This window comes from Fulvivirga sp. M361 (assembly GCF_007097395.1).
Lineage (GTDB): Bacteria > Bacteroidota > Bacteroidia > Cytophagales > Cyclobacteriaceae > Fulvivirga.
The window spans coordinates 81,437-97,819 of record NZ_VKDC01000047.1; the positions used below are offsets into that span (position 1 = coordinate 81,437).

The window sequence follows — 16,383 nt, forward strand, 5'->3', positions numbered from 1 at the left end:
CTAAACTGGCAATTTAAATAAGTTAAAAATACATCCCATTTTGGGCATAATCTTATTTGATGGTTATTTGACCGTGGATCCCAAAAAGGCCTCTCTAGTATCATCAATGGTATTAAATAAGCTTTTCTTATTTGATCTCAGCGACCACATTGCCAGTACTACAACTCCTTCACAGCCCGGTGCGCCTCTCTTGTCTTAATCCTTTTCTCAGCACTCACCTGGCTTGCGTTGTGCTTTCGATCTACTGCCATTACCAGGTAGCGATATTGAGTACGTGCCTCTGTACTTCTGTTCGTGTAGGACCGCCCTGGTCTTAGGTTTAGCAAAGCGGTCCTAAGACCTAACTCTTGAATAGAGCGTCCGCTCGATTTATCTTGTTAAATACAAGTTTTATCGAAAAGAAATGACCTAATCTACTAATATCACACCCTACAACTCCTTCACAGCCCGATGTGCGCCTCTTGTCTTTACCCTTTTTTCAGCACTTACCTGGCTTTCATTGTGCTTTCGATCTACTGCCGTTACCAGGTAGCGATATTGAGTGCGTGTCTCTGTACTTCTGTCCGTGTAGGACTGTGTATGGTAGGGAGAGCGTGGTACGGTGGCCAGTATTTTAGAGGGGTCATGAATGTTAATCTCCTCATCCGCATCAAAGCGGTAGACCACATAGTAATGGGCATCGCCGGGAGTACTGTCCTGCCATTGGAGTTTTACGCCATACTTTTGATTCCCAATGATTTCCTGCCAGACCGGCGCCTCAGGTGGCGTATCGTCCAGCCAGGGCATGACCGGTATTAACGCCTCCGATGGATACATTTCTTCCATTTTTTGCTGGACACTGTCCTTGTTTTGAACAAAAACCTTTGTGCTAAAGTACATGCTGCCATGCACGTTGGGTGTAGCCCTGTTCAGGTTGATCTGATTAATTATTTCTCGTTTATCTTCCCATCCCTTTTGGCCCAAACGATAGATGCCCTGACCAATATACATATGCCGCCCATACGTGTGTTTGCTCCACCAATCTACCAACACTTTGTAGTCTGCGGGAGCAAAGCCTATGTGCCAGTATAGCTGTGGAGTTATGTAGTCAATCCACCCTTCTCTAAGCCATTTCAGTACATCAGCATACAGGTCATCATAGTTGGTCTGTCCGGCTTTGGTATCCGAACCCATCGGGTCTTTGTCATTATTACGCCATACACCAAACGGGCTTATACCGAAGACTACGTGTGGCTTTTCGTTCCTGATCCTGTCATGCAGCTCTTCTACAAAGGCGTCTACATTATACCTTCTCCAATCCTCCTTGTTTTTGTAACTCTCACCGTAGCAGGTGTATGAGCTGTCATCCGGAAACTCTTCATTGGCAATACGATAAGGATAAAAATAGTCATCAAAATGAACAGCGTCGAGGTCATAGTGTCTGACTACCTCCATGATGGCATTTAATACATATTCACGGGCTTCGGGATGGCCGGGATCGTAATACTTTTTGCCACCATATTCTACAAACCATTCCGGATGTTGATTGATCGGATGATCTTTTGAATGGATAAAATCTTCTTTCATACTGGCACGGTACGGGTTGAACCATGCATGGAACTCAAGCCCTCTTTTACGTGCTTCTTCAATCATGAAGGTCAATGGATTGTAGTAGGGAGTAGGGCTTTCTCCCTGCTCTCCCGATAAGTATTCTGACCATGGTTCATAAGAGGACGGAAACAGCGCATCGGCAACAGGCCGTACCTGTACTACTACGGCATTCATTTTCATGGACTGCAATAGATCCAGTAGCTCCACAAATTCTTTTTGCTGATCATGGGCGTTCAATGCCCTTTGCGTAGGCCAGTCTATATTTACTACAGTGGCAATCCAGGCGGCCCGTAATTCCCGTTTGGGTGCCGGGAGATCTTGTGCAAAGGAAACAGGGCTAAAAGTAAGGCTTAGCAAAAACAGGCAGAAGAAAAATACGGTTTTAGACATTGACAGGGAGTTAGATTTACTTTTGGTATGAAAGATTGTCAAAGGGTATGACATTATAATTTTAATGATTTACATGTATTGTACTACAATGGAATTCAACCAGGCCATCCATAGGGTTTTTCAATATCTTGTGAATAGATATACCTAATTCATCGGCTACCTGCAGTAAATATTTTTGATAGTAATAGCCAATGGACCCGACTACGCTGATGCTTTTTACAGTATGCAACTGCGGATATCGTAATACATAATAGTTGAAAAAAGCTTTGAAATTTTGCGTGATGATCTTTGTTACAGCTGCTTCCTCAGCATATTTTAATAAAAACGGACTGAAAGAAGCAAGAAAACGATTGGCCAAAGGTTGGTTATATATTTTATCCAATACCTGGACAGTGGTTAGTTCATAGGTATCCAGGAAATCTTCTATCATATACTGCGGAAGTTTTTGCTGAAATAGCAGACCCAGAAAATCTTTACACATAACAGTCCCGCTACCCCAATCAGACAGCATATAACCTAAAGAAGGCGCTGAGTCGATGATCATTTTGCCGTTGTATATACATGAATTGGCGCCTGTACCCAATATACATGAAATACCGGGTTGACCTTGAAGTGAACCTCGCGCCGCCGCGAGTATGTCACCGGCTACCTCCACTGAGCAGGACGAAGGTAGGGTACGTTTTAAGGCCCTTTTTACCTGGTTGGCTTTAGCAGGTTTGCCGCAGCCTGCTCCGTAGAAAAACACCCCTTCTACGTCGTAGACCTTTTCGCATACTTTCTCCTGGAACGTGTTACTGATCTCATGGTCTGTGAGAAAGTAAGGGTTTAGTCCTTCGGTTTCCACAGATACCTGAAGTTCACCTTCCTGGTTAACCAGTCGCCAGTCTGTTTTGGTAGAACCACTATCTGCAAATAGCCACATTAGTTCATCTGTTTTGAGGGTAAACAATCATTACTTATCATCCATGCTCAAACAAAGATGTCTTTTATTCTGACTCGTGCTATCCCTGAAAACAGGGATTTTAAATAATCACTGAATAAGTCCCTTTTTGTAAGCCTTGGTGATGAGTTCAGCGGTATTTTTAGCCCCCAGTTTGTAGAGTAAATTTTTCCTATGGGTTTCAACCGTGTTTTTACTGATAAAGAGTTTTTTTGCGATTTCCTGTGTGGTAAGCCCCAGGGTAATGCTTTCTAAAACTTCTGATTCACGTTGTGAAAGCTTATCATCTACCTGGAAGCGTCTTTCTTTTTTCATGAACGTATCAAGCAACGTATTTCTTACTTCTTTGCCAATGTAGTTCTCCCCTGATTCGATCATATGTAATGCGGCCACCAGCTCGTCTTTTCCCGTATTTTTTAAAATATATCCACTGGCCCCTGTTTTCAATAATCCTGAAATAAAATTACGGTCGTTATGCATCGAAAGGCCCAGCACCTTGATGCTTGAGTTCTTTTTTAAGATCTCTCTTGTGGCTTCTATTCCGTCCATTTCAGGCATGCTTACATCCATGATCACGACATCAGCCTGGGTATCTTTACACATTTCTACAATTTCCTTTCCATTCGTGGCCTCGCCAATTACTTCCACATCATCAATTTCCTCGAGCATAGATTTCAAACCATCAATAAACATCTGGTGGTCATCTGCGATAAGTACTTTGATCATTTGAGTCCTCCTTTTTTAAAAATTCAATCACCGGTAACAGGCTGCATTATGATTTCCAATACTCTTGCCAGTTAGCATGCAGTAAGAGAAAGTGTAAAGCTTTAATTACTTAACTGGTAGTTGTTTACTAAAGTTTGTATTGTTCAGGTAGATACAAAAAACCGATAAAACACTAAGTTGTACAACTCAAAACCCGGAAAATATGATTGGCATGTAAGGTCAATTGTGTCAACAGGGTTGTTTGCCTGTTTATCTATGAGATTGGTCTTCAATTATATAGTAAACAGTAAATAGATATGAAAATTTTTCCTAATGTTGATGAAACCACTAAAATGCTACCTTGAAAAGCCTGATGACATAACTATTCCGATCTTTGTGGTAGTAAAACTTCATATATATAGTGCTTTTGTCATGATTTTCAAATTGTTTCATCAAACCTCCCACAACAATGTTTAAGATTTTTCCTTTCATAGTATTTGCCATGACTATGGCCTGTAAAAACAATTCGGACCAGGCGGATCAGCCTAAAGACCGTCTCCTTGAAATGGATCAAACGAAAAACGACCTTTTAATGCTTAGCAATTCAGACTCAAATACATTCCAATGGCTGAATGAACCGGAGGAATTTGAGATGATTGAAAACATCTTACGTATAGAGGCCGTAAAAGGAACGGACTTTTTCAATAATCCGGAAGATGGATCAATTACCGCGACGGCCCCATTTCTCTACCAGGAGGTGACTGGCGATTTTGTTGCTACTGCTCTTGTAAAACCGGATTTTGCATCAGTTTGGAATGCAGGAGTAATTATGGTTCATATTGACAGTACCCACTGGATCAAGTTTGCTTTTGAATACTCAGATGCAACAGGCAAGAGTATTGTTTCAGTAGTCACTAATGAGGTTTCTGACGATGCAAACGGGGTTATACTCAGTGCATATGATAAGATATGGCTGAGGATCATCAGAAAACGAGATATTTATGCTCTGCACTGGTCAAAAGACGGCAAAGAATATAAAATGGCAAGATTATCGTCCTTACCACCTGCTCAGACCGTGAAAGTAGGAATAGAGGCCCAATGCCCCGTTGGTAAAGCGGCCATACATGAGTTTCTTTACTTCTCAGTCGAAAATAAAACCATTAAAGACCTTAGGAAAGGAGCGTAAATGCAGTGGCCGGAGGAAAAAATAGAAATGAATTACAAAAAAGTTATGATCAACACGTTAAAAACGCAACTATTACTATTCACATGTGTATGTTTTATGGCCTGTATGATGGGGTGCAATGCATCCAATGAAACACTCACCGTCGCCACCTATACCTATGCCACTAACAACAGAATTGACAACATAAAACCGTTCTCTCAAGGAGTCAAAGAGTTGCTTGACCAACCTACAGAAACGAAAAGCTATCCGGGAGTCGCTGAATTGTTGGAAGCCATAAAAGAAGGAGAGGTAGATATCGCATTTATCAATACACTCGGATATCTGTTACTGGCGATAGACAATGAAGCAGCAGTTCCGGTGGCCGCACTCGAGGTAGACCCTTCATTCATTGATAATTACAAGTCTGTAATAGTAGCGCGTAAAGACAGAGACGTAAAAGGACCTGAAGATTTAAATAATGAAAAATCATCATTGTCTTTCACATTTGTGAGTGAAACCTCTACTTCTGGAAATTTAGTGCCGCGTTTATTTTTGAGCTCATTGGGTATCATTTCTCCTGAGAAAGATTTTAAGAATGTAACCTATGGAGGTGATCACGAAAGTACATTTCGCAAACTTTTAAACAATGAAACAGATGTATGCGCATTGGGCAGCGCTACTTTTTTTAGTATGACCCAAAAAGACTCTTCCATCATGAAAGAAGTAGACTTGCTTTGGATCTCTCCTGAGATACCGTTAGGGCCTGTACTACTCAGTAAAAAGCTTCCTTCAGCAAAAAGAAAACGGATAAGTGACTTTTTGCTAACACTTGACAGTACAGATCCTATGGCCTTTAATGGTATTAAAGGTGGATGGTCAGAAGCTAAACATGCCACGAGATTCATCCCCATCTCTGACAAATATTATAACTCACTGCGCCATTACGGACAAAATAGTGCTGACATATTGCATATTTTGAGTCCCGGACCAGCACAGAAAAATTAAATGAACCAGGCGATGAATGTAGGTTTGATACTCCAATGAAATAGTTAAACTTAAGATGAGCAACGATAAATATTCCCTCCAAAAATCAATGTACCGGCAGGTAACTGATAAGGACCTTTTCCATCAGACACATAAGTACGCTATGGATTACCTGGATAATGTCTTTGACCGTGAGGTATACCCATCAGAGGGATCTTTGGCTAAGCTGGAGGCTTTTGACACAGCCATTCCTGAGAGTAGAGGGGATGCTGCTCAAATAATTAAGCTCCTTCACGAAAACGGAAGCCCAAATACTGTAGCTCAATTGGGGGGGCGTTATTTTGGATTTGTAAATGGCAGTGCCCTTCCTGTAACCCTGGCAGCTAAGCAACTTGCCACATTTTATGATCAAAATGCCGGTATGACTGTAATTTCTCCATTAGCAGCAAAGTTGGAAGAGGTGGTGATCCGTTGGCTTCAGATGCTTTTTGGTTTACCAACTTCAACAGCAGTGGGCTTTGTAAGTGGAACAGCCTCTGCCAATATCTGTGGTCTGGCTGCCGCCCGGCATCGACTGCTACTTAACCAGGGTTGGAATGTCAATAAAAGAGGGTTACAGGGGGCACCGCAACTTAGAGTTGTTGCCGGCAAGGAAATTCATGCTACCATTTTTAAGGCATTGGCAATACTTGGATTAGGCCATGATATTATTGAGTGGGTGGATGTTGACGACCAAGGGAGACTGATGGTAGAAAAATTACCTCAGTTGGATGACCGAACGATTGTCATTCTTCAGGCCGGCAATGTGAACAGCGGTTCATTTGATCCATTTGATGAGATCTGTGATCTGGCTGCCAGGACTGGTTCCTGGGTGCATATTGATGGGGCTTTTGGCTTGTGGGCACAAACGTCCGGTGAACTCAGGCATTTGACCAAAGGTATTGAGAAAGCCCATTCATGGTCGGTGGATGCCCATAAAACGTTGAATGCACCCTATGATAGTGGGATAGCCATGTGTGTAGATGAAGAAGCCATGGGCTCCGCTTTACACATGACAGGAGCTTATATTATGAGCGAAGGAGGGCGTGAGGGGCTTTATTTTACCCCCGAAATGTCCAGAAGAGCACGTATCATCGAGCTTTGGGCGGCCCTTAAATATCTTGGCAGGGCCGGTATAGATGAATTAGTGTATGGCCTTCATCAAAGGGCGCTCCAATTTGCCGGTCAGATCGGGACGGTTCATGGATTAAACGTGCCTAATGAAGTGTGTTTTAATCAGGTGCTGCTTCATTGTTCATCTGATGAGCTTACAGTTCGGTTAATGGAGCAAGTACAGCAGCTTCGGACCTGTTGGGTTGGGGGTTCTTCATGGAAAGGGCGTAAAGTTATTCGTGTAAGTGTTTGCTCATGGGCCACGACAGAAAGTGACATTACCAGGGCAGTGGCCTCTTTTGATCAGGCGTTGAAAATGATCACTTCCTGATAAAGGATTATAACCACCCTTACGAATTTGTGCCCTTTTTAAATCTAATTAAATCATTGAAAATGAGTATATTATGTATGTAATCCAATGGAAGTATAAGGTAAAGCCTGAGGAAACGGCGAAATTTGAGCGTGAATATGGGGCGGAAGGGGCCTGGTCCGGGTTATTTAACCAATCCAAAGATTATTTGGGTTCTTATCTATATAAAAGCGAGGAAGAAAAACACAGTTATCTCCTTGTTGATACCTGGACAGATAAAGGAGCCTATGAGAAGTTCAGACAGTTGAACAAGGAGATTTATAACAGGCTGAGTCTAAAGTTTGAGGGCCTGTATGATGTAGAAGAAAGAGGTGGAACTTATTTTACCATTGCATAATGTAACTCCCGATCGTTTTGTAGAGGAATGGTTGCGACAAGTTAATTAGACAACTATACTAAATGTTAGGACACTTGAGTATTGTGCCCTTTAATCAAAGATGGGCAGATACTAAAATGAAGGTGTCCATTGGAAACTCGTTGAGTCTGTTTGGCAGGTAAAAAGCACCCATTTACCTGTTGATACTCAGACTCAACTTTTTTTATTGATTCGCGCGAGTGAGTTAGTGAGACGTTTAGGTTCTTCCTTTCATTATTGTCATAAAACGAAAATTTTATTACACAAGTACTTATTGTTAAATCTTAGCATGTTTATTAAACAGTTAATTGTACTTAATTGCAATTAATTGTATTATTTATAAAATCTTACTGATCTCCTCTAACCTCTTAATATCTAGTCTTCTAACCACATATTTTGGGCGTTTTTCCGATGGGTAACCCGTGAGAAAGCCTTTTTTGGCTCGTTGAATCGTTAAAACGCTTTCACAGGTTTGAAAAGGAAGCTAAAGCCCTTTATAAATATTCATTTAGGTTGAAAATCGCATTGAGATAGAGAATAATGCTAAATTGACAAGCATCGTATCTGTTCTTCGAACTAATTTTGATGTCCTTCTAAATAGGAATTTTTTTAGTGACATTTTTTAATAAAACATTTTTAGTTGTCATACATGGTTTTTGGTCTTGTTTAAATTTTTTACCCGGACCCAAAGCCCCAAAATCCATAAAAGATGAAAAGTATAGTTCGGCTGTGTATTAAAGGTGCGTTATGTTCCTTGCTTTGTGTTTTTTCTTCCTTTAAGAGCATACCTAAAGAAAATATCAACTCTGAAGTCAAGTCTGTGTCTAAGAGTTTGAACGATTCTGATGCTTTTAACATCAGGAGCGGTACCACTTACAAAGTAGGAAGTTATACTGATCCTGTCGCACCTTTAGAGACCTGCGTTGTAACGCATTGGGAGGAAAATTTTAATGATCTAAGTAACGGTACCCGGGTCGATACCGGTCCTACTGCCTGGACGAGGAGTATTGCCGGGACCAGTCTTGACAATGACGATCATGCCGAGGTGCGTGGTAATCGTTTTTCAATCAATGATACGGATGGTGAGATCAAATGGGCTTCTGAAGTGATTGATATTTCAGGAGCTGGTAAGGTTAACATTTCTATTGATTTACGCTCAGAAGGACCTCTTGAGAATGCGGATTATATCAGGGCATTTTATAAAGTAAATGGGGGTCCTGAAACTATGCTGCAAAACGGTTCGCAAATCAATCTTTTTGATCCCGTCACTGCTACTGCCAATGAAATAAGTGGCAATACATTGCAGGTCGTGGTACGGGCCAGGAATTCAGAACATATCGAATTTTATACTTTTGATAATGTCAGACTATTTTCTGAATACACTCCCAGGGATATAATAGCTACAGGAGGAAATCTTACATGCAGCGTTTCTTCCATCAGCCTTACGGCCAACTCAGCCATATCAGGGGTCACCTATCGTTGGATCGGTCCCGGAGGCTTTTCATCCAATCAACAGAATCCCTCTGTAAGCGTTGCAGGTAAATATACAGTTACGGCTACTATTCCCGGGTCTGGCGGCTGCACATTGACTAAAAGTGTGTTGGTTACCGATTTTAAGGGAGAGAAAGTTTGGGAAGAACCCTTTGATCTGGCTGACGGAACCTCAGCAGATGCAGGTAACACTGCGTGGTCCACCAGCATAGTACCTATCCAGGATGTTGGTGGCGCGGGAGATGTTTTTTTCGAAGTTCAGGCACAGGAATTCTATGCTTTCAATCTGGATGGTGAAGGAATATGGACTTCGGAAACGATCGACATCAGTAATGCCGGCAACGTCATTGTTTCGTTAAATGCACAAGGCTTCGGAGGTCTGGACGGTAATTCAAGCTCAGATCAGTACGATTACTTCCGTGTTTTTTATGTCCTCGATGGCGGATCGGAAACAAGCATTGCAAGTTTTGATGGCGAACTTCCTTTTACAGCTATTCAGTCCACAGGTACTATTTCAGGAAATACGCTTAAAATTGTTTTAAGAATTAAAAACACAGGCCTGGAGGAGTCCTATACTTTTGACAAAGTAAGTGTGTTTTCCGAATATGATTTAGGGCTTAATGCCACTGGTGGTAGCTTGTCCTGCGAAGCCGATGTTACGCTTGCCGCAAACTCTACTGCTTCTGGTGTTACATACGATTGGACGGGACCGAATGGATTTTCTTCCAGCCTGCAAAATCCGGTAGTTTCCGCCGCCGGGACCTATACCGTGACGGCCACCACATCGAATGGTTGTTCGGAATCTGCTTCAGTGGAGGTAACTGCGGCTACAAACCAAACGGAGACTATCTGGTATGAGAAATTTGCAGGTCTGGCCCACGGTACTACAGTGGATAATGGATCGACCGCCTGGTCCATTCAAAATGAAAAGGGCACCTTTAAAGTGGCCAATAGCCAAATTGAAATATCGGACAATGATCAGGAAGGTGTCTGGCGTTCTGAGCAAATTAATATTTCCGGTAAGGCCTCAGTCAGTGCATCTGTGGAACTTAGCAGCAGCATATCCAGTGGTGAATCGTGGGAAGATTCAGATCACATAAAAGTGTTCTATAGGATAAATGGAGGAGCAGAAATTCCTTTTAAAGATGGCATCCATATAGGTAAGGGCGTAAACGATATTGCCACGGCCGATTGGTTAGTGGGTAATACGCTTCAAATCATTGTACGCGCAGTAACAACGCATACCAGCGAGAAATACTTTTTTGACAGGGTGAAAATTAAGTCCAATACGAGTGCTGGACTAAATGTCACCGCCACGGCCAGCGGTGTACTTACCTGTACAAACACGCAGGTTACACTGTCTACCAATGTTAGTGCTTCCGATGGAAGTTTTAGCTGGGTTGGCCCCGAAGGTTTTACCTCTACACAAGCAACTCCATCGGTCAGCGTGCCGGGCAATTATGCAGTTACTGTTACGAGCAGTTCAGTCTGTGGAGGTACGGCAATGGTTACTGTCAATGAGAATAGTAGCCCACCCAATGTTTCTGCTACAGGCGGAAGCCTTTCCTGTGAAGCTAACAGCAGTGTTACTCTTACAGCAAGCTCTACTACGCCTGGAGTTACCTACAGTTGGACGGGACCTGATGGTTTTTCTTCCAGTCAGCAAAACCCTGAAGTTTCTGTTGCGGGAACCTATACCGTTACTGCCACTACACCAGGAGGTTGTACGAAGTCCACGTCCGTAGAGGTAACTCCTCCTACAAACCAAACTGAAACTATCTGGTTCGAGAAATTTGCAGATCTGGCCCACGGCGCTACAGTGGATAATGGAGCGACTGCCTGGTCTATCCAAAATGAGAAAGGCATTTTTAAAGTGGCAGACAGTAAAATTAAAATATCCAATAATGATCAGGAAGGTGTCTGGCGTTCAGAACAAATTAATATTTCCGGCAAGGCCTCGGTCAGTGCATCTGTAGAACTTAGTAGCAGCATACTTAATGGTGATGAATGGGATGATCCGGATTATATAAAAGTGTTTTACAGCATAAACGGAGGGATGGAAATTCCTTTTCATAACGGCATCCATGTTGGTAAGGGTGTGAACGTTACTGCCACTGCTGATTGGTTGAAAGGGAACACCCTTCAAATCATTGTGCGGGCGGTAACGTCGACCGATGATGAAAGGTACTTTTTTGACAGGGTAAAAATTAAGTCTAATTCAAGTGCCGGATTAAATGTCACTGCCTCGGCTGATGGCATACTGACATGTACTAATACACAGGTTACCCTATCTACCAATATTAATTCTGCTGACGGAAGCTTCAGTTGGTTCGGCCCCAACGATTTTACTTCTACCCAGGCAACCCCATCGGTCAGTGTGCCCGGTAATTATGTGGTTACAGTTACAGGCGCTTCAGGATGCGGAGGTACGGCAACCGTTATGGTGGACCAGGACATTAGCAGACCCAATGTTTCGGCCACCGGAGGAAATCTTTCGTGTAGCGTGCCGTCGATTACGCTCACAGCAAGCTCCACCACTTCTGGCGTAACCTACAGTTGGGCAGGCCCTGGCGGTTTCACTTCCAGCGTACAGAACCCTGTGGTAAACGTTGTTGGAGAATATACGGTCACCGTAACCCGCACCGGATCTACAAATGGTTGTACATCTTCTAAAACCGTGGTAGTGACCAGGGAAGAAGGATCAGAGATATGGGCAGAGTCGTTTGACCTGACAGATGGTACCTCACAGGATAATGGTACTACCGCCTGGTCTACACAAATTACTCCTATCGAAGAGGTTGGCAACCCTGGGGATACCTTCTTTGAGGTAAGATCAAAAGAGTTTTATGTTTTCAACCTGGATGGTGAAGGGAAATGGACCTCTGAAACGATAGATATCAGTGATGCTGGTAATGTCACTATTTCGTTAAATGCGCAGGGCTTTGGAGATCTCAATAGTGATTCAAATGATAAAATGTATGATTATTTCCGGGTTTTTTACATGCTGGATGGTGGGGCGGAAACTAATATTGCCAGTTTTGAAGGTACGCTCCCTTTTACCTCTATTAAGTCCTCAGGCAATATTTCCGGAAGCTTCCTTAAAATCGTCTTAAGAATTAAGACCACCGGTCTGGATGAGCATTATGTGTTCGATGATGTAATAGTCAGAGGCAGTACATCCGGCGGTGCAATTGATGTAACCGCATCGGTAAATGATGAGATCGATTGTGATACGCCAACGGTTACTTTGTCTGCCACGAGTACGGCAACTGGTGCTACTTACAGTTGGACCGGATCTGGCGGATTCACTTCTTCAGCGCAAAACCCAGTGGTTAATTCACCTGGTGAATATGTAGTTACGGCCACATCGTCAGTGGCAGGGTGTACAGGTACAGACACTGTTATCGTTGTGGGAAATACAACAGTTCCGGATGCTACCGCCAGTGTGAGTGGTGAGTTGACCTGTACTGTATCTAGTGTTTCGTTACAAGGCGCATCGACTACAGCAGGTGTTAGTTATGCCTGGAGTGGCCCTGAAAGCTTCACTTCCGTATTACAAAATCCTACCGTCGGTGCTCCCGGAACGTATACTTTGACGGTCACCGATACCCTCAACGGTTGTACCTCTTCAGCCCAGGTAGCAGTGGAACAGAACATTACTGCACCTGGAGCCACCGCCGGTGTAAGTGGCGAGTTGACCTGTGCCGTAACCAGTGTTTCGTTGCAAGGTACTTCAGCTGCGGCCAGCGTTAGCTATGCCTGGAGTGGTCCTGAAAGCTTTACTTCCGCATTACAAAATCCTTCCGTTAGTGCGCCGGGAAATTACATCTTGACAGTTACTGATACCCTCAATGGCTGTACTTCTACCGCCCAGGTCGAGGTAGGGCAGGACATAACAGGACCACCTATACTTGCGGTATACGCGACCGGGACACTGACCTGTACAAATGCAAGTGTTTCAATCCTGGTTCAAACTCTTCCGTTTAGTTCTGTCAGCCTTAGTTATGTCTGGAGTGGTCCTAATGGCTTTACTTCAGTATTGAAAAACCCTGTGGTCACTGAACCTGGAATTTACGAGCTGGTAGCCACCAAATCGGCCAATGGCTGTACTTATACAGCGCAGGTTGAGGTAGAACAGAACATTACTACACCTGGAGCTACAGCTGATGTAAGTGGCGAGCTGACGTGTGCCGTAACCAGTGTTTCATTACAAGGTACTTCGAATGCAGCTGGTGTCAGCTATGCCTGGAGTGGCCCTGAAAGCTTCACTTCAGCGCTACAAAATCCTTCCGTCAGTGCGCCTGGAGCTTACACCTTGATAGTCACCGATACGCTCAACGGCTGTACCTCTTCAGCCGAGGTAGTAGTGGAACAGAACATTACTGCACCTGGTGCTACTGCCGGTGTAAGTGACGAGTTGACGTGTACCATGACCGGTGTTTCGTTACAAGGCGCTTCGGCTACAACTGGCGTTAGCTATGCCTGGAGCGGCCCTGGAAACTTCACTTCAGTGTTACAAAATCCTTCGGTTGGTGCCCCCGGAACTTACACCCTGACGATTACCGATCCTACCAATAGCTGTACTTCAACGGCCCAGGTGTTAGTAGAACAAAACATAACAGCACCAGGAGCAAATGCGAGCATAAATGGGATTCTGGGTTGTCATCCGGAGGTTATATTAGAAGGTACGTCTTCTACAACGGGTGTTAGCTATGCCTGGAGTGGTCCTGATTTTAGTTCAGTCTTACAAAATCCTATAGTCGATGAACCGGGAACTTATGTATTAACAGTTACCAATCCTGCTAATGGTTGTACTTCAACTGCGCAGGTGTTGGTGGAACAGGTCAGTAATCCGATAAGTGCTACTGCCAGTGTAAATGGTGTACTTACATGTACCACAACGAGTGTTACATTACAAGGTACTTCTAATAACCCGCTGGCGGTTACTTATTCCTGGAAAGGGCCTGGGTCTTTTAGGGCTTCGGGACGAGTTGTTGAGGTGACCGAACCCGGAACTTACACGTTGACGGTTACCGAGCAGTCGTTGAATTCGTGTATGGCTGTTGATCAGGTGGTCGTAGAACAGAATATCACCGAACCTGGCGCTACTGCCGGTGTAAGTAATGAATTGACCTGTGCTACGCCGAGTGTTGTGTTACAGGGAGGTTCATCTGCCACTGGTGTTAGCTATGCGTGGAGTGGGCCTGAAAGCTTTACTTCCACGTTGCAAAACCCTTCGGTTAATACCTTGGGAACTTATACCCTGACAGTGACTGATCCGGTCAATGGCTGTACTTCAACTGCACAGGTGGTAGTGGAAGGAAATATCACCGAGCCAGGGGCTACGGCTGATGTAAGCGAGGTGCTTACATGTGCTGTTACCAGTGTTACGTTGCAAGGAGCTTCAGCTACGACTGGCGTTACCTATTCCTGGAGTGGTCCGGAAAGCTTTACTTCAGCCTTACAAAACCCATCCGTCACGGAACCTGGCATTTACGAATTGACGGTAACTCATCCGACGAACGGCTGTACTTCCACAGCCCAGGTAACCGTAGAGCAGAACATAACTGAACCTGGTGCAACTGCCAGTGTCAGTGATGTACTGACCTGTAGTTTGGAAAGTGTCACGCTACAAGGCAGTTCTTTCACAGCCGGAGTAACCTACGCGTGGATTGGTCCTGACTTTAGTTCAGCCTTACAAAACCCATCCGTCACGGAACCGGGCATTTACGAATTGACGGTAACTCATCCGACGAACGGCTGTACCTCCACAGCCCAGGTAACCGTAGAGCAGAACATAACTGAACCTGGTGCAACTGCCAGTGTCAGTGATGTACTGACCTGTAGTTTGGAGAGTGTTATGTTGCAAGGAGCTTCAGCTACAACCGGAGTAACCTACGCGTGGATTGGTCCTGACTTTAGTTCATCCTTACAAAATCCAACGGTTACCGCATCTGGTATTTACGAGTTGACGGTAACTCATCCGACGAACGGCTGTACCTCCACAGCCCAGGTGACGGTGGAGCAGAACATAACTGAACCNCGGTAACTCATCCGACGAACGGCTGTACTTCCACAGCCCAGGTAACCGTAGAGCAGAACATAACTGAACCTGGTGCAACTGCCAGTGTCAGTGATGTACTGACCTGTAGTTTGGAGAGTGTTATGTTGCAAGGAGCTTCAGCTACAACCGGAGTAACCTATGCGTGGAATGGTCCTGACTTTAGTTCAGCCTTACAAAACCCATCCGTCACGGAACCTGGCATTTACGAATTGACAGTAACTCATCCGACGAACGGCTGTACCTCTACTGCCCAGGTAACCGTAGAGCAGAACATAACTGAACCCGGTGCAACTGCCGGTGTCAGTGATGTATTGACGTGTAGTCTGGAAAGTGTCACGTTGCAAGGAGCTTCAGCTACAACTGGAGTAACCTACGCGTGGAGTGGTCCTGACTTTAGTTCATCCTTACAAAATCCAACGGTTACCGCATCTGGTATTTACGAGTTGACGGTAACTCATCCGACGAACGGCTGTACTTCCACAGCCCAGGTAACCGTAGAGCAGAACATAACTGAACCTGGTGCAACTGCCAGTGTCAGTGATGTACTGACCTGTAGTTTGGAGAGTGTTATGTTGCAAGGAGCTTCAGCTACAACCGGAGTAACCTATGCGTGGATTGGTCCTGACTTTAGTTCAGCCTTACAAAACCCATCCGTCACGGAACCGGGCATTTACGAATTGACAGTAACTCATCCGACGAACGGCTGTACCTCCACAGCCCAGGTGACGGTGGAGCAGAACATAACGGAACCTGGTGCAACCGCCAGTGTCAGTGATGTACTGACGTGTAGTTTGGAAAGTGTCACGTTGCAAGGAGCTTCAGCTACAACTGGAGTGACCTATGCGTGGAATGGTCCTGACTTTAGTTCATCCTTACAAAATCCAACGGTTACCGCATCTGGTATTTACGAGTTGACGGTAAGTCATCCGACGAACGGCTGTACCTCTACCGCCCAGGTAACCGTAGAGCAGAACATAACTGAACCTGGTGCAACTGCCAGTGTCAGTGATGTACTGACCTGTAGTTTGGAAAGTGTCACGCTACAAGGCAGTTCTTTCACAGCCGGAGTAACCTACGCGTGGATTGGTCCTGACTTTAGTTCAGCCTTACAAAACCCATCCGTCACGGAACCGGGCATTTACGAATTGACGGTAACTCATCCGACGAACGGCTGTAC

General features: G+C 44.4%; 8 protein-coding genes and 1 pseudogene. 5 read left to right on the forward strand and 4 right to left on the reverse strand.

Annotation, left to right across the window (positions count from 1 at the left end):
- Positions 1-158: 158 nt before the first annotated feature.
- From FNH22_RS32215 to FNH22_RS28940, 4 genes are all read right to left on the reverse strand, one after another.
- On the reverse strand, positions 159-326 hold the full coding sequence (locus tag FNH22_RS32215) for a hypothetical protein (RefSeq protein WP_185154478.1): 168 nt from the start codon (positions 324-326) through the stop codon (positions 159-161).
- 103 nt (positions 327-429) lie between these two features.
- Complete coding sequence (locus tag FNH22_RS28930) at positions 430-1,980, reverse strand: glycoside hydrolase family 10 protein (protein WP_143402016.1); 1,551 nt, start codon at positions 1,978-1,980, stop codon at positions 430-432.
- Between the two features lie 61 nt (positions 1,981-2,041).
- Complete coding sequence (locus FNH22_RS28935) at positions 2,042-2,902, reverse strand: N-acetylglucosamine kinase (RefSeq protein ID WP_143402017.1); 861 nt, start codon at positions 2,900-2,902, stop codon at positions 2,042-2,044.
- 108 nt (positions 2,903-3,010) lie between these two features.
- Entirely contained in the window at positions 3,011-3,646 is a 636-nt protein-coding gene (locus tag FNH22_RS28940) for a response regulator transcription factor (RefSeq protein ID WP_143402018.1), read from the reverse strand.
- Between the two features lie 448 nt (positions 3,647-4,094).
- Between FNH22_RS28940 and FNH22_RS28945 the strand changes: the two genes are divergently transcribed.
- The 5 genes and pseudogenes from FNH22_RS28945 to FNH22_RS28970 form a co-directional block, all read left to right on the forward strand.
- Positions 4,095-4,811 carry a DUF1349 domain-containing protein gene (locus FNH22_RS28945; protein ID WP_143402019.1) on the forward strand — a complete coding sequence of 239 codons (717 nt, stop codon included), beginning with the start codon at positions 4,095-4,097 and terminating at the stop codon, positions 4,809-4,811.
- Between the two features lie 27 nt (positions 4,812-4,838).
- Positions 4,839-5,795: a phosphate/phosphite/phosphonate ABC transporter substrate-binding protein gene (locus FNH22_RS28950; protein ID WP_185154479.1), complete on the forward strand. Its 957-nt coding sequence runs from the start codon at positions 4,839-4,841 to the stop codon at positions 5,793-5,795.
- A 55-nt stretch (positions 5,796-5,850) separates the two neighbouring features.
- On the forward strand, positions 5,851-7,257 hold the full coding sequence (locus FNH22_RS28955) for an aminotransferase class V-fold PLP-dependent enzyme (RefSeq protein WP_143402021.1): 1,407 nt from the start codon (positions 5,851-5,853) through the stop codon (positions 7,255-7,257).
- 73 nt (positions 7,258-7,330) lie between these two features.
- On the forward strand, positions 7,331-7,633 hold the full coding sequence (locus tag FNH22_RS28960) for an antibiotic biosynthesis monooxygenase (protein ID WP_143402022.1): 303 nt from the start codon (positions 7,331-7,333) through the stop codon (positions 7,631-7,633).
- 7,662 nt (positions 7,634-15,295) lie between these two features.
- Positions 15,296-16,383 (forward strand): annotated as a pseudogene (locus FNH22_RS28970) (hypothetical protein); the annotation flags it as partial.

Excerpts from the sequence above, each read along its gene's own strand:
- FNH22_RS28930 (WP_143402016.1), bottom strand. The coding sequence starts at position 1,980 with ATGTCTAAAACCGTATTTTTCTTCTGCCTGTTTTTGCTAAGCCTTACT.
- FNH22_RS28945 (WP_143402019.1), top strand. The coding sequence starts at position 4,095 with ATGTTTAAGATTTTTCCTTTCATAGTATTTGCCATGACTATGGCCTGT.
- FNH22_RS28955 (WP_143402021.1), top strand. The coding sequence starts at position 5,851 with ATGAGCAACGATAAATATTCCCTCCAAAAATCAATGTACCGGCAGGTA.
- FNH22_RS28960 (WP_143402022.1), top strand. The coding sequence starts at position 7,331 with ATGTATGTAATCCAATGGAAGTATAAGGTAAAGCCTGAGGAAACGGCG.
- FNH22_RS28940 (WP_143402018.1), bottom strand. The coding sequence starts at position 3,646 with ATGATCAAAGTACTTATCGCAGATGACCACCAGATGTTTATTGATGGT.
- FNH22_RS28935 (WP_143402017.1), bottom strand. The coding sequence starts at position 2,902 with ATGTGGCTATTTGCAGATAGTGGTTCTACCAAAACAGACTGGCGACTG.
- FNH22_RS28950 (WP_185154479.1), top strand. The coding sequence starts at position 4,839 with ATGAATTACAAAAAAGTTATGATCAACACGTTAAAAACGCAACTATTA.